27 protein-coding genes are annotated in these 25,291 nt (G+C 69.6%); 14 read left to right on the forward strand and 13 right to left on the reverse strand.

Annotated features, from left to right (window positions below; genetic code table 11):
- Nucleotides 1-21 precede the first annotated feature (21 nt).
- A complete protein-coding gene (locus OHA37_RS19205; protein ID WP_266906872.1) occupies nucleotides 22-1,482 on the forward strand; it encodes a glycosyltransferase family 87 protein in 1,461 nt (486 codons plus the stop codon).
- A 1-nt stretch (nucleotide 1,483) separates the two neighbouring features.
- Here the strand turns inward: OHA37_RS19205 and OHA37_RS19210 are convergent, their stop codons facing one another.
- From OHA37_RS19210 to OHA37_RS19220, 3 genes are all read right to left on the reverse strand, one after another.
- Nucleotides 1,484-2,515: an alanine racemase gene (locus OHA37_RS19210; protein WP_266906874.1), complete on the reverse strand. Its 1,032-nt coding sequence runs from the start codon at nucleotides 2,513-2,515 to the stop codon at nucleotides 1,484-1,486.
- Nucleotides 2,516-2,582: 67 nt separating this feature from the next.
- Nucleotides 2,583-3,701, reverse strand: a complete 1,119-nt coding sequence (locus OHA37_RS19215) for a lipid II:glycine glycyltransferase FemX (protein WP_243331146.1) — start codon at nucleotides 3,699-3,701, stop codon at nucleotides 2,583-2,585.
- Between the two features lie 129 nt (nucleotides 3,702-3,830).
- A complete protein-coding gene (locus tag OHA37_RS19220) occupies nucleotides 3,831-4,142 on the reverse strand; it encodes a hypothetical protein (protein WP_266906878.1) in 312 nt (103 codons plus the stop codon).
- A 250-nt stretch (nucleotides 4,143-4,392) separates the two neighbouring features.
- Here OHA37_RS19220 and rpsF point away from each other — a divergent pair, with 250 nt between their 5' ends.
- From rpsF to rplI, 4 genes are all read left to right on the forward strand, one after another.
- Nucleotides 4,393-4,683: a 30S ribosomal protein S6 gene (rpsF, locus tag OHA37_RS19225; RefSeq protein ID WP_015034882.1), complete on the forward strand. Its 291-nt coding sequence runs from the start codon at nucleotides 4,393-4,395 to the stop codon at nucleotides 4,681-4,683.
- Between the two features lie 72 nt (nucleotides 4,684-4,755).
- Nucleotides 4,756-5,364 (forward strand): single-stranded DNA-binding protein, encoded by a 609-nt coding sequence (locus tag OHA37_RS19230; RefSeq protein WP_266906880.1) that lies wholly within the window; start codon nucleotides 4,756-4,758, stop codon nucleotides 5,362-5,364.
- 43 nt (nucleotides 5,365-5,407) lie between these two features.
- A complete protein-coding gene (gene rpsR, locus OHA37_RS19235; protein ID WP_005315025.1) occupies nucleotides 5,408-5,644 on the forward strand; it encodes a 30S ribosomal protein S18 in 237 nt (78 codons plus the stop codon).
- Between the two features lie 18 nt (nucleotides 5,645-5,662).
- Nucleotides 5,663-6,109, forward strand: a complete 447-nt coding sequence (gene rplI / locus OHA37_RS19240; protein WP_243331152.1) for a 50S ribosomal protein L9 — start codon at nucleotides 5,663-5,665, stop codon at nucleotides 6,107-6,109.
- A 143-nt stretch (nucleotides 6,110-6,252) separates the two neighbouring features.
- Here rplI and OHA37_RS19245 read toward each other — a convergent pair whose 3' ends face one another.
- Nucleotides 6,253-7,590 (reverse strand): MATE family efflux transporter, encoded by a 1,338-nt coding sequence (locus tag OHA37_RS19245; protein ID WP_266906883.1) that lies wholly within the window; start codon nucleotides 7,588-7,590, stop codon nucleotides 6,253-6,255.
- 452 nt (nucleotides 7,591-8,042) lie between these two features.
- Between OHA37_RS19245 and dnaB the strand changes: the two genes are divergently transcribed.
- Nucleotides 8,043-9,506, forward strand: a complete 1,464-nt coding sequence (dnaB, locus tag OHA37_RS19250; RefSeq protein WP_266912908.1) for a replicative DNA helicase — start codon at nucleotides 8,043-8,045, stop codon at nucleotides 9,504-9,506.
- Nucleotides 9,507-9,516: 10 nt separating this feature from the next.
- Entirely contained in the window at nucleotides 9,517-10,902 is a 1,386-nt protein-coding gene (locus OHA37_RS19255) for a serine hydrolase domain-containing protein (RefSeq protein WP_266906885.1), read from the forward strand.
- Nucleotides 10,903-10,911: 9 nt separating this feature from the next.
- On the opposite strand, the gene OHA37_RS19260 is transcribed toward OHA37_RS19255, so the two are convergent.
- The 3 genes from OHA37_RS19260 to OHA37_RS19270 are packed head-to-tail and all read right to left on the reverse strand — an operon-like array spanning nucleotide 10,912 to nucleotide 13,510.
- Nucleotides 10,912-12,087: a winged helix DNA-binding domain-containing protein gene (locus tag OHA37_RS19260; RefSeq protein WP_266906887.1), complete on the reverse strand. Its 1,176-nt coding sequence runs from the start codon at nucleotides 12,085-12,087 to the stop codon at nucleotides 10,912-10,914.
- A gap of 53 nt (nucleotides 12,088-12,140) precedes the next feature.
- Nucleotides 12,141-12,605 carry a GNAT family N-acetyltransferase gene (locus OHA37_RS19265; RefSeq protein ID WP_266906889.1) on the reverse strand — a complete coding sequence of 155 codons (465 nt, stop codon included), beginning with the start codon at nucleotides 12,603-12,605 and terminating at the stop codon, nucleotides 12,141-12,143.
- A gap of 17 nt (nucleotides 12,606-12,622) precedes the next feature.
- Nucleotides 12,623-13,510: a GNAT family N-acetyltransferase gene (locus OHA37_RS19270; protein WP_266906891.1), complete on the reverse strand. Its 888-nt coding sequence runs from the start codon at nucleotides 13,508-13,510 to the stop codon at nucleotides 12,623-12,625.
- A 135-nt stretch (nucleotides 13,511-13,645) separates the two neighbouring features.
- Between OHA37_RS19270 and OHA37_RS19275 the strand changes: the two genes are divergently transcribed.
- The gene (locus OHA37_RS19275; protein ID WP_266906893.1) at nucleotides 13,646-14,296 is read left to right on the forward strand and encodes an HAD family hydrolase; all 651 of its coding nucleotides are present in this window, start codon (nucleotides 13,646-13,648) and stop codon (nucleotides 14,294-14,296) included.
- A 25-nt stretch (nucleotides 14,297-14,321) separates the two neighbouring features.
- Nucleotides 14,322-15,641, forward strand: coding sequence for a globin domain-containing protein (locus OHA37_RS19280; protein ID WP_443046310.1), 1,320 nt, complete (start codon nucleotides 14,322-14,324; stop codon nucleotides 15,639-15,641).
- Nucleotides 15,642-15,670: 29 nt separating this feature from the next.
- Here the strand turns inward: OHA37_RS19280 and OHA37_RS19285 are convergent, their stop codons facing one another.
- The 4 genes from OHA37_RS19285 to OHA37_RS19300 form a co-directional block, all read right to left on the reverse strand.
- The gene (locus OHA37_RS19285) at nucleotides 15,671-16,150 is read right to left on the reverse strand and encodes an NUDIX domain-containing protein (protein WP_266906897.1); all 480 of its coding nucleotides are present in this window, start codon (nucleotides 16,148-16,150) and stop codon (nucleotides 15,671-15,673) included.
- A gap of 118 nt (nucleotides 16,151-16,268) precedes the next feature.
- The gene (locus tag OHA37_RS19290; protein WP_266906899.1) at nucleotides 16,269-17,432 is read right to left on the reverse strand and encodes a cystathionine gamma-lyase; all 1,164 of its coding nucleotides are present in this window, start codon (nucleotides 17,430-17,432) and stop codon (nucleotides 16,269-16,271) included.
- Complete coding sequence (locus tag OHA37_RS19295) at nucleotides 17,429-17,920, reverse strand: low molecular weight protein-tyrosine-phosphatase (protein WP_266906901.1); 492 nt, start codon at nucleotides 17,918-17,920, stop codon at nucleotides 17,429-17,431. The genes OHA37_RS19290 and OHA37_RS19295 overlap by 4 nt, the downstream gene beginning before the upstream one ends.
- 12 nt (nucleotides 17,921-17,932) lie before the next feature.
- Nucleotides 17,933-18,316, reverse strand: coding sequence for a phage holin family protein (locus OHA37_RS19300; protein WP_266906903.1), 384 nt, complete (start codon nucleotides 18,314-18,316; stop codon nucleotides 17,933-17,935).
- Between the two features lie 98 nt (nucleotides 18,317-18,414).
- Here OHA37_RS19300 and OHA37_RS19305 point away from each other — a divergent pair, with 98 nt between their 5' ends.
- From OHA37_RS19305 to OHA37_RS19320, 4 genes are all read left to right on the forward strand, one after another.
- A complete protein-coding gene (locus OHA37_RS19305; protein ID WP_266906905.1) occupies nucleotides 18,415-18,732 on the forward strand; it encodes a cupin domain-containing protein in 318 nt (105 codons plus the stop codon).
- 155 nt (nucleotides 18,733-18,887) lie between these two features.
- A complete protein-coding gene (locus OHA37_RS19310; protein WP_266906907.1) occupies nucleotides 18,888-19,115 on the forward strand; it encodes a DUF5326 family protein in 228 nt (75 codons plus the stop codon).
- Between the two features lie 291 nt (nucleotides 19,116-19,406).
- Nucleotides 19,407-20,144, forward strand: a complete 738-nt coding sequence (locus OHA37_RS19315; protein ID WP_323182410.1) for an IclR family transcriptional regulator — start codon at nucleotides 19,407-19,409, stop codon at nucleotides 20,142-20,144.
- 97 nt (nucleotides 20,145-20,241) lie between these two features.
- Entirely contained in the window at nucleotides 20,242-20,691 is a 450-nt protein-coding gene (locus tag OHA37_RS19320) for an SsgA family sporulation/cell division regulator (RefSeq protein ID WP_243331178.1), read from the forward strand.
- 213 nt (nucleotides 20,692-20,904) lie between these two features.
- On the opposite strand, the gene OHA37_RS19325 is transcribed toward OHA37_RS19320, so the two are convergent.
- Nucleotides 20,905-22,311 (reverse strand): YibE/F family protein, encoded by a 1,407-nt coding sequence (locus OHA37_RS19325; RefSeq protein ID WP_266906911.1) that lies wholly within the window; start codon nucleotides 22,309-22,311, stop codon nucleotides 20,905-20,907.
- A 211-nt stretch (nucleotides 22,312-22,522) separates the two neighbouring features.
- Between OHA37_RS19325 and thiC the strand changes: the two genes are divergently transcribed.
- Entirely contained in the window at nucleotides 22,523-24,310 is a 1,788-nt protein-coding gene (thiC, locus tag OHA37_RS19330; RefSeq protein WP_266906913.1) for a phosphomethylpyrimidine synthase ThiC, read from the forward strand.
- A gap of 73 nt (nucleotides 24,311-24,383) precedes the next feature.
- On the opposite strand, the gene OHA37_RS19335 is transcribed toward thiC, so the two are convergent.
- Complete coding sequence (locus tag OHA37_RS19335) at nucleotides 24,384-25,247, reverse strand: FkbM family methyltransferase (protein ID WP_266906915.1); 864 nt, start codon at nucleotides 25,245-25,247, stop codon at nucleotides 24,384-24,386.
- Nucleotides 25,248-25,291: the final 44 nt, after the last annotated feature.

The raw sequence follows: 25,291 nt of genomic DNA on the forward strand, positions 1-25,291 counted from the left end.
GCCGTACGGCAGGATGTGCGCATGACGAAGGTGCACGAGGACAGCCCCGTACTGCCCACCCAGCAGGACGAGGTGGCCGCCGCGGGGAGCGAGTTCATCGGCGGCCCGCTGGGCCGCTACGCCCGGCTGGGTGGTCACTGGCTGACCCCGGTGCGGGTCGTCGTGCTCGTCGCCCTGGGGATGTTCGCGCTCGGCATGGTGCAGAAGCTGCCCTGCTACGACTGGGCGTGGTTCCGCGGGGCCGGCTCCCAGTACACCCACGCCTGCTACTCGGACATCCCGCACTTGTACGTCGTACGCGGCTTCGCCGACGGCCTCACCCCGTACTTCGACCGGATCCCCGGCGACATGCAGTTCCTGGAGTACCCGGTGCTCACCGGGCTCTTCATGGAGGTCGCCTCATGGATGACTCCCGGCAGCGGCTCCATGCAGCACCGGGAGCAGATGTACTGGATGGTCAACGCGGGCATGCTCATGGTCTGCGCCGCCGTGATCGCGGTGTGCGTGGCCCGCACCCACCGCAGGCGGCCGTGGGACGCGCTGCTCTTCGCCCTCGCACCCGCCTTCGCACTCACCGCGACCATCAACTGGGACCTGCTGGCCATCGCCCTGACCGCCGCGGCGATGCTCATGTGGTCGCGGGGCGGGGCACGGTCCTTCGGTGTCCTGATCGGCCTGGCCACCGCGGCCAAGCTCTATCCCGTCCTGCTGCTCGGGGCCGTGTTCGTGCTCTGCTGGCGGGCCGGCAAGTGGCGTGCGTTCGGGGAGGCGGTCGGTGGCGCCCTCGTCGCCTGGCTCGTGGTGAACCTGCCCGTGATGCTCTTCGCCTGGGAGGGGTGGCAGAAGTTCTACACCTTCAGCCAGGAGCGGCCCATCGACTTCGGATCCGTGTGGCTGCTGATCTCCCAGCGCTCCGGAAACCCCCTCGAAGGCGCCAACACCTATGCGACGGGCCTGACGCTGCTGCTGTGCGCGGGCATCGGGCTGCTCACGCTGACCGCGCCCCGCCGCCCCCGCTTCGCGCAGCTGGCCTTCCTGCTGGTGGCGGCCTTCATCCTGGTCAACAAGGTCTACTCGCCCCAGTACGTGCTCTGGCTCATCCCGCTCGCCGCGCTGGCCCGGCCGCGCTGGCGGGACTTCCTGATCTGGCAGGCCGGCGAGGTCGTCTACTTCCTGGGGATCTGGTTCTACCTGGCCTACACGACCAGCGGGGACAAGCACCAGGGCCTGCCGCTGGAGGGCTACCAGGTGGCCATCGCGGCGCACCTGCTGTGCACGCTCTACCTGTGCGCGGTGGTCGTACGCGACATCCTGCTGCCCGAGCGGGACGTGGTGCGGCGCGACGGCTCGGACGACCCCTCCGGGGGCGTCCTGGACGGCGCCGAGGACGTCTTCACGCTCCCGCGGACGCCGAAGGCGCCGCAGGAAGCGGCGCCTTCGGAGGGTCAGCGAGTGGAATGGGGCGCACGCCCCGGGGAGTGACTCAGGCGTCGAGCACCCGGTCGAACTGCGTGGTGGTGTGGCGCAGGTGCGCCACCAGCTCGTCGCCGACCTTCGGCTCGGGAGAGTCCGACGGCACGAACAGGATGGACACCTGCATGTGCGGCGGCTCGGCGAACCAGCGCTGCTTGCCCGCCCACACGAACGGCGACAGGTTCCGGTTGACGGTGGCGAGTCCGGCGCGGGCGACGCCCTTGGCGCGCGGCATCACCCCGTGCAGGGCCTTGGGGGCCTCCAGGCCGACGCCGTGGGACGTGCCGCCGGCGACGACGACCAGCCAGCCGTCGGAGGCGGCCTTCTGCTGCCGGTAGCCGAACCGGTCGCCCTTGGCGACACGGGTGACGTCGAGCACCGCGCCGCGGTACTCGGTCGCCTCGTGGTCGCCCAGCCACAGCCGGGTGCCGATGCGGGCACGGAAGCGCGTCTGCGGGAACTGCTGCTGCAGCCGCGTCAGCTCCGAGGCCTTGAGGTGGCTGACGAACATCGTGTGCAGCGGCAGCCGGGCCGCGCGCAGCCGGTCCATCCAGCCGATGACCTCCTCGACGGCGTCGGAGCCGTCAGGGCGGTCCAGCGGCAGGTGCAGGGCGAAGCCCTCCAGCCGGACGTCCTCGATCGCCGTGTGCAGCTGGCCGAGGTCCTGCTCGGAGATCCCGTGGCGACGCATCGAGCTCATGCACTCGATGACCACACGGGCGCCGACCAGGCCGCGCACCCCGTCCAGCGAGGACACGGAGCGGATGACCCGGTCAGGCAGCGGCACGGGCTCCTCACCACGCCGGAACGGGGTGAGGACGAGCAGGTCACCGCCGAACCAGTCCTTGATGCTGGCGGCCTCGTACGTCGTCCCGACGGCGAGGACGTCGGCGCCCATCCGGGTCGCCTCCTCGCAGAGCCGCTCGTGACCGAAGCCGTAGCCGTTGCCCTTGCAGACGGGGATCATCCCCGGGAACTGGTCCTGGATCTGCTTCTGGTGCGCACGCCAGCGCGCGGTGTCGACGTAGAGCGTGAGCGCCATGCCCGTCCGGAGCCTCTCTCGATGAGCTGCGTGGTGCAGCGGTGCGGTGTGTGTGGATGGGGCGGAGTCAGCGACGCGACATGTAGATGTCGAGCGCCTTGTGCAGCAGCTTGTTGAGCGGGAAGTCCCACTCGCCGACGTACTCGACGGCCTCGCCGCCCGTGCCGACCTTGAACTGGATCAGCCCGAACAGGTGGTCGTTCTCGTCCAGGGTGTCACTGATGCCGCGCAGGTCGTAGACGCTTGCGCCGAGCGCGTAGGAGTCGCGCAGCATGCGCCACTGCATCGCGTTCGAGGGACGGACCTCGCGCTTGTGGTTGGCGGAGGCGCCGTACGAGTACCAGACGTGCTGGCCGACGGTGAGCATCGTGGCGGCGGCCAGCGGTTCCCCCTCGTGCGTGGCGATGTACAGCCGCATCCGGTTGGGGTCCTCGGAGTTGAGGGCCGTCCACTGGCGCTGGAAGTAGCTGAGCGGGCGCGGGCGGAACTTGTCGCGCTCGGCCGTCACCTCGTACAGCTTCTGCCAGGTCGGCAGGTCCTCGTAGCCGCCCTGGACGACCTCGACGCCGGCCTTCTCGGCCTTCTTGATGTTGCGGCGCCACAGCTGGTTGAAGCCCTTGAGGACGTCGTCCAGCGAGCGGTTGGCCAGCGGTACCTGGAAGACGTACCGGGGCTGGACGTCGCCGAAGCCGGCGCCGCCGTCCTCGGCCTGCTGCCAGCCCATCCGGCGCAGCTTGTCGGAGACTTCGAAGGCGCGGGGCTCGATGACGGAGGCCTCCACGTCGCGCAGGCGCTTGACCTCCGGGTCCTGGATGCCGGCCTTGATGGCGGTCGAGTTCCACCGGCGGATGACGACGGGCGGGCCCATCTTCACGGTGAAGGCGCCCTGCTGCTTGAGGTGCGCCAGCATCGGCTGGAGCCACTCTTCGAGGTTGGGGGCGTACCAGTTGATGACCGGGCCCTCGGGGAGGTACGCGAGGTACCGCTTCACCTTGGGCAGCTGTCGGTACAACACGAGTGCGGCGCCGACGAGTTCGCCGGACTGGTCGAACCATCCGAGGTTCTCGGAGCGCCACTCGTTCTTCACGTCGGCCCACGCCGGGACCTGGCAGTGGCTAGCCGAGGGCAGGCTCTGGAGGTAGCCCAGGTGCTGCTCTCGGCTGATGGTCCTCAGGGACAGGCTCATGCGGGGCGTCTCCTCGGCGGCTTCGCTGGCTATGGCGCGAAGCCTACTGCGACGGGGGCGCCACCCATCTGGGGGACAGGCCGTGCCTGGGCCGGTGGGAGGCCGGCGCCCCGTCGCGGAGGCACCCGGTCAGCCCAGCCAGCCGCCGAAGAGACCGCCGTGCGCCATGCCGAGGAAGAAGCCGATGGCCGAGGCTCCGAGGCCGATGATCAGTGCCGTGCGCTCGCGTGTCGTGGCGGAGATGAACTGGCCGTAGAGCCCGGTGGCGATCCCGATCAGCCCGGTCCACGAGCTGAGCAGGTGCAGATGGTGGAAGAAGGCCGTGACGAACGCCACGGCGCCGAGGACCAGAGTGACCGCCACCAGAGTGTCCTGGAGCGGATGGGGCTTGCCGTCGGTCGCGAAGAGCGAGATGGACTGGCGTTGCATTGCCTGTGCCATGGGAAGGCACCTCCTGGCTGCAGCAGAGCGGTGCTGCGGGCCGCCTCCGGCAGGGGCCGGGGGCTTAGCACCGAGAACACCCGATGCATACAGATTGTGGCCTCCTGGTGCCGGATTTCAACCGGAAGGAGTCGAGGAGGTAGTCTGTACAGCTGCGCGGTGTCTGCTCTGCAGATGCCGTGCGCACGCATCACGACCCTCCTGCCACGGAACGACCGTGGCCGCTGAGTCCAAAGGAGGTGGGTTCCACATGCGTCACTACGAAGTGATGGTCATCCTCGACCCCGATCTCGAGGAGCGCGCTGTCTCCCCGCTGATCGAGAACTTCCTTTCTGTCGTCCGTGAGGGCAACGGAAAGGTCGAGAAGGTCGACACCTGGGGCCGTCGTCGTCTCGCTTACGAGATCAAGAAGAAGCCCGAGGGCATCTACTCGGTCATCGACCTTCAGGCCGAGCCTGCGGTCGTCAAGGAGCTTGACCGACAGCTGAACCTGAACGAGTCGGTTCTCCGGACCAAGGTCCTCCGCCCCGAGACCCACTGAACTTCGGTTCAGCGGTAATCGGGACCGAGTAGCACAGCAGCCCAGCAGCAATCCCCGCCGAGAGGTTCATCCATGGCAGGCGAGACCGTCATCACGGTCGTCGGCAATCTCGTCGACGACCCCGAGCTGCGCTTCACCCCCTCGGGTGCGGCGGTCGCGAAGTTCCGTGTCGCGTCCACTCCCCGCACCTTCGACAAGCAGACCAATGAGTGGAAGGACGGCGAAAGCCTGTTCCTGACCTGCTCGGTCTGGCGTCAGGCGGCGGAAAACGTCGCCGAGTCCCTTCAGCGGGGCATGCGCGTCATCGTGCAGGGCCGGCTGAAGCAGCGGTCCTACGAGGACCGTGAGGGTGTCAAGCGCACGGTCTACGAGCTGGACGTCGAGGAAGTCGGCCCCAGCTTGAAGAACGCCACGTCCAAGGTCACCAAGACCACTGGTCGCGGTGGTCAGGGTGGATACGGCGGCGGTGGCGGCGGTCAGCAGCAGCAGGGCGGCGGCGGTGGCAACTGGGGCGGAGCCCCCAGTGGCGGCGCTGCTCCCCAGGGCGGCGGAGGTCCCTCCGACGACCCCTGGGCGTCCAGTGCGCCGGCCGGCGGCCAGCAGCAGGGCGGCGGCGGTGGCGGTTGGGGCGGAAGCTCCGGCGGCTCCGGCGGTGGCTACTCGGACGAGCCGCCCTTCTAGGGCAGCTCGCACCCCCACTTCTTGATTTCACAGGAGAGACACAATGGCGAAGCCGCCTGTGCGCAAGCCTAAGAAGAAGGTCTGCGCGTTCTGCAAGGACAAGACCGCGTACGTGGACTACAAGGACACGAACATGCTGCGGAAGTTCATTTCCGACCGTGGCAAGATCCGTGCCCGCCGCGTCACCGGCAACTGCACGCAGCACCAGCGTGACGTCGCCACGGCTGTGAAGAACAGCCGTGAGATGGCACTGCTGCCCTACACGTCCACCGCGCGATAAGGAAAGGGTGACCGAATAATGAAGATCATCCTGACCCACGAGGTCTCTGGCCTCGGCACCGCCGGCGACGTCGTCGACGTCAAGGACGGCTACGCCCGCAACTACCTGGTCCCGCGTGGTTTCGCGATCCGCTGGACCAAGGGTGGCGAGAAGGACGTGGCGCAGATCCGCCGCGCCCGCAAGATCCACGAGATCGCGACGATCGAGCAGGCCAACGAGTTCAAGGCCAAGCTCGAGAACGTCAAGGTCCGTCTGGCCACCCGCGCGGGTGACGCCGGTCGTCTCTTCGGTTCCGTCACGCCCTCCGACATCGCCACGGCGATCGAGGCGTCCGGTGGCCCGAAGGTCGACAAGCGCCGCGTGGAGCTGGGCTCCCCGATCAAGACCCTCGGCTCGTACCAGGTCTCCGTGCGTCTGCACGCTGACGTGGCCGCGACCGTCGGCATCGAGGTCGTCGCCGCCTAAGGGCTGCGCATGAAGGGCCGCACCCCTCTGGGGGTGCGGCCCTTCTTCGTTGTTTCACGTGAAACACGGGCTCGTTCGCCGGCTCTGTTTCACGTGAAACATTGCTCCAGGGCTGCTGCAGGCCTGGAGCGGGCTGCCTCGGTTTACCGGGTGGCTCCGGCGACCAGCCAGCGGCCCGAGCGGGCGCGCAGCTGGAGGGTGACCATCCGGACCAGCATCATCAGGGTCATGGCGCACCAGAGGGCCGTCAGCCCGCCGCCCAGGGCCGGTACGAGCAGGGCGGCAGGGGTGAAGACGGCGAGGGTCAGCAGCATGGCCCACGCCAGGTAGCGGCCGTCGCCCGCGCCCATCAGGACGCCGTCGAGGATGAAGACGATGCCGGAGACGGGCTGCGAGACAGCCACCACGAGCAGAGCCGGCAGCAGGGCGTCTTCGACGGCGGGATCGCTCGTGAAGAGCGGGATGAACACCGGGCGGGCCGCGATGACGAGGAGCCCCAGAACGATGCCGGAGCCGATCCCCCACTGCACCATGCGGCGGCAGACGGCCTTGGCGCCGTCGGTGTCGCCCGCGCCGAGGTAGCGGCCGATGATGGCCTGCCCGGCGATCGCGATCGCGTCGAGGGCGAAGGCGAGCAGGCTCCACAGGGAGAGCAGGATCTGGTGGGCCGCGATATCGGCGTCCCCGAGGCGTGCGGCCACGGCGGTCGCGATCAGCAGGACCGCCCGCAGGGACAGGGTGCGGACCAGCAGGGGCGCACCGGCCTGCGCGCAGGCCCGGATGCCCTCGGCGTCGGGCCTGAGGGAGGCGCCGTGCCTGCGGGCGCCCCGGACGACCACGACCAGGTAGGCGGCGGCCATGGCGCACTGGGCGATGACCGTGCCCCAGGCGGAGCCGGCGATGCCGAGGCCGGCCCCGTACACGAGGGCGACGTTCAGGGCTCCGTTGAGGGCGAAGCCGCCGATCGCGACGTAGAGCGGGGTCCGGGTGTCCTGGAGGCCGCGGATGACGCCGGTGGCGGCGAGGACCACGAGCATCGCGGGGATGCCGAGGGCGGAGATCCGCAGGTAGGTGATCGCGTACGGGGCGACGGTGTCGGAGGCCCCGAAGAAGGAGACCAGGGTGGGCGCCGTGGGCAGGACGACCGCGACGACGGCCGCGCCGAGGAGCAGGGCGAGCCAGATGCCGTCCATGCCCTGCCGGATGGCGGCCTGGAGGTCGCCCGCGCCGACCCGGCGGGCCACGGCCGCGGTGGTGGCGTAGGCGAGGAAGACGAAGATGCTCACGGCGGTGGTGAGCAGTGCGGCCGCGATGCCGAGACCGGCCAGTTGAGGTGTGCCGAGGTGGCCCACGATGGCGCTGTCGGCCATCACGAAGAGGGGTTCGGCGACGAGGGCGCCGAAGGCGGGGACGGCGAGTGCGAGGATCTCGCGGTCGTGCCGTCTCGGGGCAGCCTTCGGTGCGGTGGGGGCCTGTCTCATGTGCTCAATCTAATCTTCCACAGGTAATAGACGCAAGGGCTCTTGGATCCTTACCGCTGCGCCGATTCGAGCGTTCGTCCCACCCCGTTGGAGGCGATCTTGAGACAGTGGCGAAGATTTTTCTCCACCACGGTCGGTGGAGGGGGAAAGGCCAGGTCAAATGGGGTAGGTGGGTGGGGCAGGTGATTTTGTCCACAGCACTGTCCCCCGGTCCGTGCACAGCTTCCGGGGAGTTACCCACAGCATTGGCGCCGTCATCCACACCTCATCCACACAGCCTGTGGATAACAAGATTGGCTGACGTCGCTCCCGGGCCTACCTTGGTTCGATGTCCGACTCGCCGAGAGCCGATTCGGGTGCCCCAAATGTCAGAGCCGTGTCGTAGAAAGAGTGACACGGCAAGGTCCGCGTTGCGGACGGGAGGAGGCGGCCCGGTGAGCATGTCCGAGCCCATGGACGACCCCTGGGCCGACAGCGGTCCAGGTGACCGTCTGCCCGCCCGTACGCGCCGCAACGGCGAAGGCCGTGGCCGCGGGGACGAACAGAGCGACCGGGGCCGCGAGGGCGGCTCCTGGGACGGCGGAGGCGGCGGCTTCGAGCGGGTCCCGCCCCAGGACCTCGACGCCGAGCAGTCCGTCCTGGGCGGCATGCTGCTGTCCAAGGACGCCATCGCCGACGTGGTCGAGGTGCTCAAGGGGCACGACTTCTACCGTCCGTCGCACGAGACGATCTACCAGGCCATCCTCGACCTGTACGCCAAGGGAGAGCCGGCCGACCCGATCACCGTCAGCGCTGAGCTGACCCGGCGCGGTGAGATCAGCAAGGTCGGCGGGGCCCCCTACCTGCACACCCTGGTCCAGTCGGTCCCCACGGCGGCGAACGCCGAGTACTACGCGGAGATCGTCCACGAGCGGGCGGTCCTGCGCCGGCTGGTCGCCGCCGGTACGAAGATCACGCAGATGGGTTACGCCGCCGACGGGGACGTCGACGAGATCGTCAACAGCGCCCAGGCCGAGATCTACGCAGTCACCGAGCAGCGGACCTCCGAGGACTACCTGCCGCTCGGCGACATCATGGAGGGCGCCCTCGACGAGATCGAGGCGATCGGTTCGCGCAGCGGCCAGATGTCGGGCGTCCCGACCGGCTTCACCGACCTGGACTCGCTGACCAACGGTCTGCACCCGGGCCAGATGATTGTCATCGCGGCCCGTCCCGCCATGGGTAAGTCCACCCTCGCGCTGGACTTCGCCCGTGCCTGCTCCATCAAGGCCAATCTGCCCAGCGTCATCTTCTCCCTCGAAATGGGGCGCAACGAGATCGCGATGCGCCTGCTCTCGGCGGAGGCCCGGGTGGCCCTGCACCACATGCGCTCCGGCACGATGACGGACGACGACTGGACCCGGCTGGCCCGCCGGATGCCGGACGTCTCCGCAGCCCCGCTCTACATCGACGACTCCCCGAACCTGTCGATGATGGAGATCCGCGCGAAGTGCCGCCGCCTCAAGCAGCGCAACGACCTGTCGCTCGTCGTCATCGACTACCTCCAGCTGATGCAGGCGGGCGGCTCGCGCCGGCCCGAGAGCCGCCAGCAGGAGGTCTCGGACATGTCCCGAAACCTCAAGCTCCTGGCGAAGGAGCTGGAGGTCCCGGTGATCGCGCTGTCCCAGCTGAACCGTGGCCCCGAGCAGCGCACCGACAAGAAGCCGATGGTCTCCGACCTGCGTGAGTCCGGCTCGATCGAGCAGGACGCCGACATGGTGATCCTGCTCCACCGCGAGGACGCGTACGAGAAGGAGTCCCCCCGCGCGGGTGAGGCGGACCTGATCGTGGCGAAGCACCGTAACGGTCCTACGGCCACCATCACCGTGGCCTTCCAGGGCCATTACTCGCGGTTCGTGGACATGGCCAACACGTAGCATCCGCAGCATGGATGCCGCATTGGAAGATCATGTCCTCCTGCCCGCGACCCGGCGTGCGCTGAACCACCGGATCGCGGTCGCGCAGCGCGAAGGCCGGACCCCGTCGCTGGTGGCGGCCGTGGTGCGGGACGGCGAGGTGGTCTGGGAGGGGTCCCGGACCATGGTCGAGGGGCACGGCCCCGACGGAAACGTGCAGTACCGGATCGGGTCGATCACCAAGACGTTCACCGCCGTGCTGGTGATGCGGCTTCGGGACGAGGGCCTGCTGGAACTGGGCGACCCCATCGAGAAGTTCATCCCGGGTACGGGAGTCGGCGAGGTGACGGTGGGGCAACTGCTGTCCCACACCTCCGGACTGGCGGCGGAGACGCCCGGCGAGTGGTGGGAGCGCACGGCCGGCACGCTGCGACCGGAGCTCTCGGACGTCCTGGGCGAGCGCCCCTTCCGCTTCGAGCCCGGTCGGCGCCACCACTACTCCAACCCGGGCTACACCCTGCTGGGTTCGCTCGTCGAGGCCGTCCGCGCGAGGCCCTGGGAGGAAGCGCTCCGCGTCGAGGTGCTGGAGCCGCTGGGGCTGGCGCGCACGACGGCGCAGCCGGTGGCCCCGCACGCCGGCGGCTGGGCGGTGCACCCGTGGGCGGACGTGATGATGCCCGAACCCCTGGAGGACCTGGGGCTCATGGCCCCGGCCGGCCAGCTGTGGTCCACCACCGGCGATCTGGCGAAGTTCGCCGCCTTCCTCGTACGGGGCGACGCGCGCGTGCTGAGCGCCGAGTCCGTACGGGAGATGCGGACCTCGGCCACTCCCCCGGAGCCGGGCATCGCCGAGCTGGGATACGGGCTCGGGGTGCAGTTGACGCAGAGCGGCGGGCGCCGGCTCGCGGGCCACTCCGGCTCGCTGCCCGGCTTCCTCGCGGGCCTGTGGCTGAGCGAGGCGGACGACGTGGCGGCGGTGGCTCTGGCCAACTGCACTTCGGGGCCGGCGATTTCCACACTGGCGGCCGACCTGGTGGCCATCGTCGCCGAGGCCGAGCCGCGGATCCCCGAGCCGTGGCGGCCGCTCCGGGAGGCCGATTCCGTCGCGCTGGAGCTGTGCGGCCCTTGGTACTGGGGCACGGCGGCCCAGGCCGTACGGCTGACCTACGACGGATTCCTGGAACTGGGCCCGGTGAGCGGCACCGGCCGGACCGCCCGGTTCCGGCCGGAGCCGGACGGCAGCTGGACCGGGCTCGGCGGCTACTACGCGGGTGAGTCGCTGCGGGCCGTGCGTCGGCCGGACGGATCGGTGAGCCACCTCGACCTCGCCTCGTTCGTGTTCACCCGGGAGCCCTACGACCCGGATTCCCCGGTGCCCGGCGGGGTCGACCCGCAGGGCTGGCGGGGCATCGGCTAGCGGGCCGCTTCACCCCGCTGTGAGTTCACGCTCCAGTGGGGTGCGGAAGCGCGGAGTGACGCGGGCCTCCCCCAGCCAGGCGGCGAGCCGGGCGGCCTCGGCAGCGACGGCCTTCCCGGCTTCGCTGCCCGGGTCGCCCAGCAGCCGGTGGACGATCTCGCCGTCGCCGCGCTGGGCCCAGCCGCCGACGATCTCTCCGTTCCACCACACGGTGGGGCCGATGTTGCCGGAGCGGTCGAAGAGGGGCGGCCGGTGGGCGGGGTCGAGGTGGAAGCCCCGGTCCACCCAGCCCATTGCGCTCGGGTCCAGGGCGGGCAGCAGGGCGACCCAGGGCTCCGGCTCGGGTTCGGGCCCGGTGTCCCCTGGGCAGACGAGCGCGGTGGCGCCGTCCTCGAGCCGGACCTCGTCGGGGCCGACGACTGCGAGGGCCTTGCGGACCTCGGTGAGGGTCCAGCCCGTCCACCACTTGAGGTCGGCCTCGGTGGCCGGACCGTAGGCGTGCAGCCACCGGCGGGCGATCTCGGCGCGCGCCTCGGCCGCTGGTACGGCCGGCCACGGCTCCGTGTGGGTCCAGCGGTACTGGCTGGAGGTCCACGATCCACGGGGCCGGTCCCGGCGGATCCGGCCGTCGGCGGCCAGCAGGCGGATGACACGGGTGGCGACCCCGGTCTCGGTCTCGTAGTTCTTGCCCCGGCCGTAGACGAACTTCCGGCGCAGGGCGGGGACGGCCGTGGACAGCTGGCTGCCGCTGGAGGGGCCGTGCGCGTCGAGCGCGTCCAGCACGGCGCCCTCCACCTGGGCCAGCCAGTCCGCGTCGAGGCCCTGACCGTCCTCGTCGAGGTGCTTGAGGAAGGTACGGCGCTCCTTCACGGCGATGCCGCGGGCGGTGGAGGCATCGACGTAGGGGGCGAGTCCGGTGGAGACGGCGAAGAGCGTGTTGCGCATGCTGAGCAGCCGTACGAGGGTCACGTCCTCGTACAGGGCCTGCTCGATCGCGGCGGGCGCGCCTTCGCGCAGCCTGGCGCGAGCGGAGAGGAAGACGGTCGCGGCATCGGTGGCGTGCAGGGCGACGACGCAGTCCGCGGCCTCGGACACGGTGGCGCCGTGCGCCGACGGGGCCAGGCGGTGCCTGCGGCCGAGGCGCCGGCGGCGCTCCGAGGTGGTGATGCGGGGGAAGCTGCTCATCTTCCCGATCGTAGGCCGGGCGCCCGAGAGCGGCCCGGCCCACGCACGGGGTCTCAGAGCTGGAGCTTGAATCCGACGTGGGAAGCGGTGAACCCGAGCCGTTCGTAGAAGCGGTGGGCGTCGGTGCGGGTCACGTCCGAGGTGAGCTGGACGAGTTGGCAGTTCTCGGCACGGGACTGTTCGATCGCCCATTCGATGAACCGGGTACCCAGGCCGCTGCCGCGTTCCTCGGCGTGGATCCGTACGCCCTCGATGATCGAACGGGTGCTCCCCTTGCGGGAGAGCCCGGGGACGATCGTCAGCTGGAGGGTGCCGACGACGCGGCCCGCGCGGACGGCGACGACCACGTGCTGGTGGGGGTCCTCCAAGAGCCGCTTGAGGGCTGCCGCGTAGGGGGTGAGATCGTCCGTGGATTCCCGGGTGGCGCCGAGCGGGTCGTCCGCGAGCATCGCGACGATCGCGGGCAGATCCCCCTCGGTGGCGGGACGGATGATCAGACCGGAGTTGGTGTCGGTCATGGTCGGGTGCTCCTCGCTCAGCCTGCCGCCACGGTGAGCGGGGCCCACCGACGGGTCCAGTCACCGGGCAGCCCGGGGATGTCACGGGTCATGACGGTGTTGAAGGCAACGGAGCCGAGACCGCGTTCCTTGAGCCAGCCGATCAGCTCTTCGTGGCGTACGTCGACATCGGTACGCAGGTGCCGGTCCGTGGACGTCGCGAGGGCGGTGACGAGGGCCTGGGCCGTCCCGGTGTCACGGGCCACCAGGGGCCCGATGACGTGGGTGTCCATGTTCGGCCAGATCGCTCCGTAGCCGATCAGCTCGCCGGACGGGTCCTCGGCGACGAGCAGCCGGTCCGTGAAGGCCGGCAGCCGGGTGACCAGGTGGGTGCGGTCGGTGCCGAAGACCTCGGCGTCCAGCAGGAGGATCCGCGAGATGTCCTCGGCGCCTGCGGGCCGTACACGGATGGTGTCCCGCACGGGACCGGTGGCGTCCGGGCTGAAGGAGCCCCGCAGCATCTCGGCGCGGCCGGTGGTCTCGAAGCCGAGCTCCTCGTAGAGGGGGCGGCCGTACGGGGTGGAGTGCAGGGTGAGCGGAACGCCCTTGAGGACCTCGTCGCAGACGTACGTCATCAGGCGCCGGCCCAGACCCTGGCGGGCGAAGCGTTCGGCGACCAGGACCATGCCGATGGCCGCGAGTTCGGGATCGGCCAGCGGAGGTCCGTACCGGGTGACCACGCAGGCCGTGGCCAGTCCCTGTCCGTCGGGAGCATCGATGCCGTAACCCTGTCCGGCGGCGAGCAGCAGCCCCCACTTGTGGTCCTCGCGGGGCCAGCCGCGGTCTTCGGAAAGATCGGCGCAGTGGCGGAGATCGTCCACGGTCAGTGCGCGGATCGGGAGGGAGGAGAGGTGTGGTGGTGTCACGGCCCCAGACTGGTTCATCGACGGTGACCCGGTCCAGGGGATTTGGGGTGGATGTTTCACGTGAAACATCCACGCGAGGTCCGGTGGGCGACATCCACTGTTTCACGTGAAACGAACGTACTAGCCTGGCCGGTCATGACCCTCCTCCACCTGTTCGACCTCGACGGGACGCTGATGTACGGCTCGGCCTCGCCGGTCGAGATCTCACGGCAGCTCGGGCTGTCCGACGAGATCGCCGAGCTGGAGCGCGCCTTCGTCGCACGGGAGCTCCAGCCGCACCAGTTCGCGCTGGCGGTGCAGAAGCTCTGGACGGAGCTGACTCCGGCGCACGTCCGGGCGGCTTTCGACGGGGCCCCCTGGCTGTCGGGCATCCGGGAGGTCTGGCAGGAGATCCGGGGGCGCGGGGACTACTGCGCGGTCATCTCGCTGTCGCCGTCGTTCTTCGTGGAGCTGCTGCTGGAGTGGGGCGCGCACGCCGCGCACGGCTCGGTCTTCCCGGAAGTGCCCTTCACCCGGCCGGTGGACGTGGCCGGGATCCTGACGCCGGAGGGCAAGGTGACGGTCGCCGACCGGCTGTGCGCGCGGTTCGGTGTGACCCGGGCCGACTGTGTCGCGTACGGGGACTCCAGTACCGACGTGGCGCTCTTTGCGGCGGTCCCGGTCTCGGTCGCGGTGAACGCCCGGCCCTACCTGGTGGAGCGTGCGACGCACGTCTATGAGGGCCGGGACCTGCGCGAGGCATACCAGCTGACAGGGGTGGCGCGCACGGGAGTTGAGGCATCTTAAGGGGAAAGTGGGTTCGAAACGCGGAATTCCCGCATTTCCCCGCAAGCTCTGGGGCGGACTGGCACGCTGTGAAACCCGGAACCACGGATTCGAAGGCCGTGGGGCGTGCAGACCTACCGAGATGCTCGAAGCGAGGCACCGCATGGACGCTCCGCCCACCAGATCGGCAAGACGGGGGTCAACCCGGATACCGTCCGGGGACGGGGCGCCCGAGCCCTCCCCCGAACCCTCCCCCGATGCCGTGCTCATCCGCCGGACCCTCGCGGAGATCGGACCCGTCGCCGACAAGGTGACCTCCTACTTCTACGCCGTCGTCTTCACGGGATACCCGGACCTCCGAGGGCTGTTCCCCGCGGCGATGGACGTGCAGCGGGACCGGCTGCTGAAGGCGCTGCTGACGGCCGCCGAGCACATCGACAACCCCGAGGTGCTCACCGCCTACCTGCGCCGGCTGGGCACGGGGCACCGCAAGTACGGAACCCTGCCCGAGCACTATCCGCCGGTGGGAGAGGCCCTGATCGGGGCGCTGGCCAAGTACGCGGAGGCCACCTGGGGGCCGGAGACCGAGGCGGCCTGGGCGCGGGCGTACACCGCGATCTCCCAGATCATGATCGACGCGGCGGCCGAGGACGTGCCCAAGGCGCCGCCGTGGTGGCACGCGGAGGTGGTCTCGCACGATCTGCGCACCTCCGACATCGCGGTGCTCACCGTCCGCCCCGACCAGCCCTACCCCTTCCTCGCGGGCCAGTACACGACCCTGGAGACCCCGTGGTGGCCGCGGATCTGGCGGCACTATTCCTTCGCCTCGGCGCCCCGCGCGGACGGGCTGCTGTCCTTCCACGTCAAGGCCGTTCCGGCGGGTTGGGTCTCCAATGCGCTCGTCCGGCACGCCCGCCCCGGCGACGTGCTGCGCCTCGGGCCCCCGGCGGGATCGATGGTGGTGGACCACAGCACCGACAACGGAATGCTGTGCCTGGGCGGCGGCACGGGCATCGCCCCGATCAAAGCGCTGATCGAAGACGTGGCAGAGCACGGAGAGCGGCGTCCGGTGGAGGTGTTCTTCGGGGCGCGCAGCGACGACGACCTGTACGACAAGGACACGCTGCTGGGGCTGCAGCGCTCGCATCCCTGGCTGTCGGTGCGCCCCGTGGTCTGCGACGAGGGCCTCGCCGGGCAGCTGCCGCAGGCCGTCGGTACCCACGGGCCCTGGAGCTCGTACGACGCGTTCGTCTCGGGACCGGCCGCGATGATCCGCAGCGGGGTGGACGCGCTGAAGAGGATCGGGATCCCCGGTGAGCGGATCCGGCACGACGAGGTGGAGGAACTGGCGGGCGTCGCCGGCTGAATCCGACGGCGGCGCCCGCGTGCGGTGGGTCAGCCCAGGTCGGGGGCGTGCATCGCGCGCACGCCCTCGATGTTGCCGTCGAGGTAGTGGCGCAGGGACAGCGGGACGAGATGCACCGCGGCGATGCCGACGCGGCTGAAGGGCACGCGGACGATCTCGTACTCGCCCTCCGGCTCGTCGATCTCGGGGCCGTGCCGCTGACTGGGGTCCATGGATTCGAGATGGCAGACGAAGAAGTGCTGCACCTTGACGCCGGTCACTCCCCCATCGGCGATGTGCTCGACGGTGTCGACGAAGCAGGGCACGACATCGGTGATCTTCGCGCCGAGCTCCTCGTGGAGTTCTCGGTGGAGGGCGTCGACGACGGTCAGGTCCGAGGGCTCCACGCCCCCGCCGGGGGTGAGCCAGTAGGAGTCGACGCCGGGTTTGGTCCGCTTGATGAGGATCAGGTCGTCACCGTCGAGCAGGATCGCGCGGGCGGTGCGTTTGACCACTGGACGTTCGGTCATGGGAGAAGAGTGGCCCAGACTTCCGCTTCTGAAACGCGTGCCGGTGAAACCCGCCGGGCGGGGCTCCGGGCGGTCCGAGCCGCTGGACGGCGTGCTCGGACCGCCTTCCGGCAGGTGGTCAGCTCTTCGAGGCCGCCAGGTCGAGTGCCCGCAGCACGTCCGTGACCAGGTCCTCGGTGTCCTCGGCCCCCGCGGAGAAGCGGATGAAGCCCTCCGGAACGTTGTCGCCGCCCCACCGTCGGCGGCGCTCGGCGGTGGAGCGCACCCCGCCGAAACTGGTGGCGTCCTCGACGAGCCGCAGGGCGGCCATGAACCGTTCCGCGTGCGTGCGGTCGGGCAGGGTGAAGGAGACCACGGAGCCGAAGCCCCGCATCTGCCGTGCGGCCGTCTTGTGAGACGGGTCCGCCGGCAGGCCCGGGTACCGCAACCCGGTCACGTCGGCGCGGTCGGCGAGGGCCTCGGCGACGGCGAGGGCGTTGGCCCACTGGCGCTGGGCGCGCAGCTGGATGGTGGACAGGGACCGGTGGGCGAGCCAGGCCTCCATGGGGCCGGGGATCGCGCCGACCACCTTGCGCCAGCGGCGGATGCCCGCGGCGAGCTCGGCATTGCGGCAGACGACGTAGCCGAGCAGCAGGTCGCCGTGGCCGGTCAGGCCCTTGGTGCCGCTGGCCACCGAGAAGTCGGCGCCCAGTTCGAGGGGGCGCTGTCCGAGCGGGGTGGCGAGGGTGTTGTCGACGGCGACGAGGGTCCCGCCGGCGTGCGCCGCGTCCACGAGGCGTCGTACGTCGCAGACGTCGAGCCCCGGGTTGGACGGGGTCTCCAGCCACAGCAGCCGGGCTCCGTCGAGCACCGTGAGCTGGGCGTCCTCGCCGGTGGGGGCGGTGCGCACGTGGACCCCGTACGCCTCCAGCTGTTCCCGTACGAGGGGCAGCACCTGGTAGCCGTCGTCGGGCAGGACGACGGTGTCGCCGGCGCGTGCCTGGGAGAGCAGGACGGCGGACACCGCGGCCATGCCGGAGGCGAAGACGACCGTGTCCACCCCGTCCAGGCCGGGGGCCTCCAGCTCCCCGATGGCCCGCTCCAGCAGGGTCCAGGTGGGGTTGGTGTCGCGGCCGTAGGCGTAGGGGCCCTCGACGTCGCCGGGTAGGTGGAAGTGGGCGGCGAAGACGGGGCCGGGCAGCGGCGGCTCGTTCTTGACGGGCTCCGGCAGACCGGCGCGGACGGCGACGGTGCCGTCGCCGAGCCGCTCGGACGGCGCAGGCACGGCATCGGGGGCGTTCATCGGGTGTGCTCCTTCACGGCTTCGCTTACGGCGGCCAGCAGGCCGGGGCTCGCCGCCTCGACCAGGTGCAGGCACTCCTCGAATCCGTCGAGGGGGCCGTAGTAGGGGTCCGGTACGTCGGTCTGCCCGGCGGAGGCCGCCGGGTCGTAGGACCGCAGCAGCCGGACCTTGGCCGCGTCCTCAGGGGTGGGGGCGAGCGCCCTGAGGTCGCGCAGGTGCCCGGCGTCGAGCGCGATGACGAGGTCGAGGCCGGCGAACCAGGAGGCCCGGAACTGCCGGGCCCGGTGGCCCGGCTCGTACCCGGCGGCCTCCAGGACGGCTTCGGTGCGCGGGTCGGCCCCGTCCCCCTCGTGCCAGCCGCCGGTGCCGGCGCTGTCGACCTCGACCAGGCCCGAGAGCCCGGCGTCGGCCACGTGGGAGCGGAAGACCGACTCGGCCATGGGCGAGCGGCAGATGTTGCCGGTGCAGACGAAGCACACGCGGTACATGGGCGCCCGGCTTCAGTTCTTGTCGGGCAGGACCATGTTCAGGGCCCAGGAGACGATGGAGATGATCAGGGCGCCGACGATGGCCGACCAGAAGAAGTCGTTGACGTGGAAGCTGAGGTCGAACTGCTTGGCCAGCCATGAGGTCAGCAGCAGCATCGCCGCGTTCACCACGATGGTGAAGAGGCCGAGGGTGAGGACGAAGAGGGGCAGCGAGAGCAGCTTCACCACAGGCTTGACGATGAGGTTGACCAGGCCGAAGATCAGCGCGACCAAGATCAGGGAGAGCGCTTGGTGGCCCTTGCTGCTGTCGTCGGCCAGCGTGATGCCCGAGACGAGCCAGATGGCGACGCCCAGGGCTGCCGCGTTGGCGAGGGTCTTGACTACGAAATTCGTCATGTGTCTGATCGTTGCAGAGAAGGTCCCGGTGGAACATCAGCTGATCCGCGGATGCTTGCCGGACGCGAGAGCACAAGAGCACAAGGGGTAAGAAGAAGATGAAGGCCTTCCGGCTGGACGAGCTCGAGGCCGAGCGGGCCGCGAACCAGGGTGCCTACCTGCAGTTCCTGCGCGAGCGGAACATGTCGGTCGGCCTCTACGCGCTGGACGCCGGGCAGAACGATCCCCAACAGCCGCACGGCCAGGACGAGGTGTACTTCGTCGTCAGCGGCCGGGCCTCGATCACCGTCGGGGAGGAGACGACGATGGTCGCCAACGGGAGCGTGGTCTACGTGCCGGCCGGGGTGCCGCACAAGTTCCACCACATCACCGAGAACCTGAAGGTGATGGTCGTCTTCTCTCCGCCGGAAGGGTGAACGGACCCGGGGCTTAGGGTCCGGAGCCCTGTCCCCCTAGGGGTCGGATCAGGGGACTACGAGGGCTCGCGGGCCCCCGCCCGGGGCCGTGGCCTCCTAGCATCGAGAGCAGGAGTTCACCGGACCAGACGGACTAGGAAGAAGAGGTCGAGGACATGGAAGGCATCCGAGGGATATTCGAGGGCATGCCGTGGTGGGTCAAGTGGGTCGCCGTCCCGCTGCTGGTGCTGTTCGTCTTCGGTGGTGTGATCACCAGCATCATCGGTGCGCTGATCGGCTTCCTCTTCAAGGCCCTGCTCCTCGTGGCCCTCGTCGGAGGCCTGATCTTCGTCGTCAGGAAGTTCAAGGGCTCCGAGTCGAAGTCCTCCGCCGGAGAGTGGTAGAACTGGCGCAACCAGGGTCACAGTGGGATTAACCCAGCTGAGGGAACGTGAAGCGCTAAACCGCTCACAGCCCGGGAATCGGCGGATAGAGTGGCAATCTGTGCCGTTCCCTGGGCACCGAACGCCGGTACTACCGCTCTGACCTGCGGTTCTTTGGTACAGCCACCGAGCACGACCCCCAGGAGTCACGGCACACGCGGGGGCGGCCCCCGCAGGGCGGGCCCCCCCAAGGCCTGCCGCCACGCCTGGGGGTGAGCTTTGTCTTCGGTTCACAATGCCGGTGTGCCGACTCTGATCGGTTCGGTGCAGCGCGCGCTGAGGCTGCTCGAAGCGGTGGGTTCCCATAGCGAGGGAGCCCCGGCGAAACAACTGGCGCGCGAGGCCGGGCTCCCGCTTCCCACCGCGTACCACCTGCTGCGCACCCTGACCCACGAGGGCTATCTGCGACGCGAGAGCGGGGTCTTCGTCCTGGGGGACGCCGCGGGCCGTCTGGCCGGTGGCGGACTTCAGCAGAAACGTCGCAGCATGATCCTCGACTCCCTCGCGCACTTCCGCGACGCGGTCGGGGCCCCCGTCTACTTCGCGGTCTACCGCGAGGGTGAAATCGAGGTCGTGGGTGTCTCGGACACCCCGGCGAACCCGGCCTGCGAAGAGTGGGCCGATTTCCGCGAGACCGGCCACGCGCACGCCATCGGGCAGTGCCTGCTCGGCCAGCTCGACGAGAAGGCGCGCAAGGACTACTACGACCGTCACCCGGTCGAGGCCATCACCCCCTACACCGTGCGGGATCTGCGGGCTCTGGAGCAGCGGATCGGCTCCATGGAGCGGATGCAGCCGGTGGCCGAACGGCAGGAATACGCCCTGGGCACGGTGTGCGCGGCCATCCCCATCACGGCCGGCGACACCGCCGCGACCATGGCGATTTCTCTCCCTCTGCACCAGGAAAGTCGATTGCTGTATGCGGTCGATCGGCTACGGAGTGAAGTAGGCGCGCTGTTGAGCACCCTCTCGTTCTCTATCAGTATCTGAAAACTCACTCCTTGTGATCTGCAAGCGCTTACACCACTCTTGTCAAGAGGGCCTTGGGGGATCATTCCTGGCCACTTCCACTACAGCGGGGTAGGCAATGCGCGAGTCGGTACAGGCAGAGGTCATGATGAGTTTCCTCGTTTCCGAGGAGCTCTCGTTCCGGATCCCGGTGGAACTCCGGTACGACGCTCGTGACCCCTACGCAGTCCGTCTGACCTTCCACCTTCCCGGAGATGCGCCCGTGACCTGGGCGTTCGGCCGGGAGCTCCTTCTGGACGGCATCAACAAGCCGTGCGGTGACGGTGATGTCCACATCGCCCCGACCGATCCGGAGGAACTGTCCGATGTCCACATCCGGCTGCAAGTAGGTGCAGACCGGGCACTCTTCCGTGCGAGCGCGGCGCCACTCGTGGCCTTCCTCGACCGCACCGACCGGATCGTTCCGCTCGGCCAGGAGCGCAACCTCGGTGACTTCGAGGAGAACCTCGACGAGGCGCTCGACAAGATCCTCGCGGAGTCGCAGCAGAACGAGCAGAACGCGGGCTGACCGAAGCCCGGCCGGACATCCGCTGACCAGGGCGCGCCGGCACCCATCACGGCATCACCGCACCACCTGCATCAACCACAGCACCTGCATCACCTGCATCACCGGATTCATGCACCACGGCTCAGCGTGCCGACGCGCTGAGTGCTCCACCCTGCCGTTCCTCACGGCCGGCCGTGCGCGCGAACTGACCAGTCGCGCCCGCCGGTCCGCCTTTCAGCGCTTGCGTCGCCGACCCCGGCCGCCGCGGAGCGGCCCCGAGGCCGCTGTGGCCGCCGGGGATTCCGCGCGGTCGGCGGACACCACCAGCGCGGCCAGCGCCGTCGTCACGGGTACCGAGGCGACCAGTCCGATCGAGCCCACGAGGGTCCGTACGATCTCTTCCGCGACCAGCTCGCTGTTGGCCACCGAACCCATGCTGCTGTTCGCGATCGAGAACAAGAGGAGCAGGGGCAACGCCGCGCCCGCGTACGCCAGTACCAGGGTGTTCACCACCGACGCGATGTGGTCGCGCCCGATGCGGATGCCCGCACGATAGAGCCCGCGGGGGCCCATCGACGGGTCTGCCTGGTGGAGTTCCCAGACCGCCGAGGTCTGAGTGACGGTCACGTCGTCGAGTACGCCGAGCGATCCGATGATGACACCCGCAAGCAGCAAACCGCTCATGTCGATGTTCGGGTAGAGCCCGTGGATCAGCCCGGTGTTGTCGTCGGTGTTGCCGCTGAGGAATGCCCAGTCGATGAACAGCGAGCCCAGCAGGCCGATCAGCAGCAGCGAGATGATGGTGCCGAGGACCGCGACCGAGGTGCGGGCCGTCAGCCCGTGGCACATGTAGAGCGCGATCAGCATGATCGCGCTGGCTCCGACCACGGCCACGACCAGCGGGTTCGACCCCTGCAGGATCGCCGGGAGGATGAAGAGGGTCAGCACCGCGAAGCTGACGGCGAGGGCGATGAGCGCGAACAGCCCGCGCATCCGCCCGACGAGGACGACCGCGAGGGCGAAGATGCCCGCGAGGAGGGCCATCGGCAGCTTGCGGTTCACGTCGATCACGGAGTACTGGAGGTCCCGGGGCGCGTCCGGAGCGTAGGCGACCACCACGTCCTGGCCGTCCGTCAACTGTCGTGGAGCGCCCGGCTGGACGATCTCGATGAACTCGCGGCCCTTGTCGGGGCCGCTGCCCACCCTGATGGTGGCCTTCTTGCACTCGCCGGTCTGCGAGGCGAGGGCCTCGCGTCCCTCGGGGGTGGAGGTGTCGCCGGTGGCCGGCACCTGCGCGGCGTTCACGGATTTGCAGTCGACGTGTTGGAGCGCGACGACCGTGGCCTCCTGGGTCTGCCGGTCGAAGCCGACCCCGGTGCGTTCGTGGCCCGGCGCGCCACCGGGCCAGAGCACCGCCATGCCGATCACGACGGCGGTGGCGAAGGGGATCAGAACGGCCGCGATCACCTTGCGCAGGTGCTTCGAGACGGGGGCCGCCGGGCCATGGCTGTGCGAATGGCCATGGGAGTGCCCGGCGGAGCGGTCGGGCGAGTCACCGGGGTGCGCATGCGCGTGGCCGGGGTGGTCGGCGTGACCAGCGGGATCCGTGGGCTCGGTGGGGGGCTGCGGCGAGGACGTCACTGACTGATCATCGCAACAGATGAGGGGGCCCACTGTTCAGCACGCCACACATGACGCTAGCGTGGGGGCTACTTTGCACAACGCGGGAGCTCGGAGCACCGGGCTGAGAGGGCGCTGATCACCGTTCGCATTCGAATATGCGTACGGGAGGAGGCTGCGTCGACCGCCGAACCTGTTACCGGGTAATGCCGGCGTAGGGAGATTAGGTCTCATGACCATTCAGGACGCACGCACGCCTGCCGTCAGCCAGGACGCCGACGGCCAGACCGAGCGCCAGCCCGGCTGGCACAAGGGATACGTGGCGGGCTCCCGCCCCGACATCCGGGTGCCGGTTCGCCAGGTCCACCTCACCAACGGCAAGGACGTCACGCTCTACGACACGTCCGGGCCGTACACCGACCCGCAGGTCGAGACCGACGTGCGCCGCGGACTGCCGCCGCTGCGCGAGAACTGGATCATCAGCCGCGGCGACACCGAGGAGTACGCGGGCCGCCCCGTGCGCCCCGAGGACGACGGCATCAAGCACACCTCGCCGCGCGGTGGCCTCAAGAACCTCGACGCGGTCTTCCCGGGCCGTCCGCGCCAGCCCCGCCGTGGTCGCGGCGGCGCCGCGGTCACGCAGCTCGCGTACGCCCGCCGGGGCGAGATCACCCCGGAGATGGAGTACGTCGCGATCCGCGAGAACGTCTCCCCCGAGGTCGTCCGCGAGGAGATCGCCGCAGGTCGCGCGGTCATGCCGGTCAATGTGAACCACCCCGAGATCGAGCCGATGATCATCGGCAAGCGGTTCCTGGTGAAGGTCAACGCCAACATCGGCAACTCCGCCGTCACCTCCTCGATCGAGGAGGAGGTGGACAAGATGACCTGGGCGACCAAGTGGGGCGCCGACACGGTCATGGACCTCTCGACCGGCCGCAACATCCACACCACCCGCGAGTGGGTGCTGCGCAACTCTCCCGTGCCGATCGGCACCGTGCCGCTGTACCAGGCGCTGGAGAAGGTCGACGGCCGCGCCGAGGACCTGACCTGGGAGATCTACAAGGACACGGTCATCGAGCAGGCCGAGCAGGGCGTCGACTACATGACGGTCCACGCCGGCGTGCTGCTGTCGTACGTGCCGCTGACCGCGCGCCGCAAGACCGGCATCGTCTCGCGCGGCGGTTCGATCATGGCCGCCTGGTGCCTGGCGCACCACAAGGAGAACTTCCTCTACACGAACTTCGAGGAGCTCTGCGAGATCCTCGCGGCGTACGACGTCACGTACTCCCTCGGTGACGGTCTGCGCCCCGGTTCCATCGCGGACGCCAACGACGCGGCGCAGTTCGCGGAGCTGAAGACGCTGGGCGAGCTGAACACGATCGCCAAGCGGTACAACGTGCAGACGATGATCGAGGGCCCCGGGCACGTCCCGATGCACAAGATCAAGGAGAACATCGACCTTCAGCAGGAGATCTGCGAGGAGGCGCCGTTCTACACGCTCGGCCCGCTGACCACCGACGTCGCGCCCGCGTACGACCACATCACCTCGGGCATCGGCGCCGCGATGATCGCCTGGTGGGGCACCGCGATGCTCTGCTACGTCACGCCCAAGGAGCACCTGGGCCTGCCGAACCGCGACGACGTGAAGACCGGTGTCATCACGTACAAGATCGCGGCCCACGCGGCGGACCTGGCCAAGGGGCACCCGGGCGCCCAGGAATGGGACGACGCCCTGTCGGACGCGCGGTTCGAGTTCCGCTGGGAGGACCAGTTCAACCTGGCCCTCGACCCGGACACGGCCCGTGAGTTCCACGACGAGACCCTCCCGGCCGAGCCGGCCAAGACCGCGCACTTCTGCTCCATGTGCGGTCCGAAGTTCTGCTCGATGAAGATCTCCCAGGACATCCGCCGCCAGCACGGCGGCGACCTGGGCGCCGAGGAGATCGAGGCGGGCATGGCCGAGAAGTCCGCCGAGTTCGCGGCCGCGGGCAACCGCGTGTACCTGCCGCTGGCCGACTGACCCAGGCCCCGGTACATACGGACGGCCCGCGACACCGAGGGGGGAGTCGCGGGCCGCCGTTGCGTACGTCGTGTCAGCCCAGGGCGGCGAGGTAGCGGTTCGGTGCGTCGGGATCGGCGAGACCCCGCATGCTCAGCTGGGCGAGGCAGTGGTAGGCGAGGTCGGTCGAGTCGTAGACGTGGTGGGCGACCAGGGCCAGCTGCCTGAGCTGCTCGTCGGTCATGGACTCGGGGTGTCCGAAGTCGCGCACGTACACGACATCGGCTTCGAGGAGCTGGTGCCGGGCCACGCGGAAGTCACCGCCGAAGACCACGGGGGCGATCGGCCAGCGCTTGATCGCCGCGAAGGCGTGCGGGATGAATCCCTGGCCGCGCAGCTCCTGGTCCACGTCGCCGAACACGGGCTGGTCCTCGTACAGCGGGACGAAGGAGACCTCCGTGTGCACGGCCACGGCCTCGGCCAGTTTTCTCCGCGCGCCTTGGAAGACCATCAGCTCGGCCCCCTGGATGTCGATCTTCAGCAGGTCGAAGGTGCCGACCGCTTCGACGTCGTCCAGTCGCCGGGTGGAGACGGGGATCTCCTCGCGGATCCGGCCCCACTCGCTGAAGCCGTTGAAGAGCCCCAGCCTGTTCGTGTCGGGGCGGAAGAGGCTGGTCATCCCGGAGCTGGTGGCTACGAAGAGCGTGTGGGTGCCGCCGTCGCCGAGGGCGTCGGGCAGGTAGGTCTCGTACGGACCCTTGCGGCGTCGCAGGGTGTCCAGGGCATCGGGCTGGGGCTCGAATCCGGTCACCCTGCACAGGCCCGCCTCCAGCATGCTCCGGTACGGCGGGTCTCCGTCGATCGGGTTGGCGCCCACGTCGACCACGTGGGTCGGACGGGTCGGCCGCACCAGGTCGAGCAGCGGTGAAGCGGCGTGGGCCGCGGCAGTGACGGTCATGGGAGCTCTCCGGGTGTCCAGCTGACGGGGGCGTGAAAAGGGCG

Source organism: Streptomyces sp. NBC_00335 (genome assembly GCF_036127095.1).
Taxonomy (GTDB): domain Bacteria; phylum Actinomycetota; class Actinomycetes; order Streptomycetales; family Streptomycetaceae; genus Streptomyces.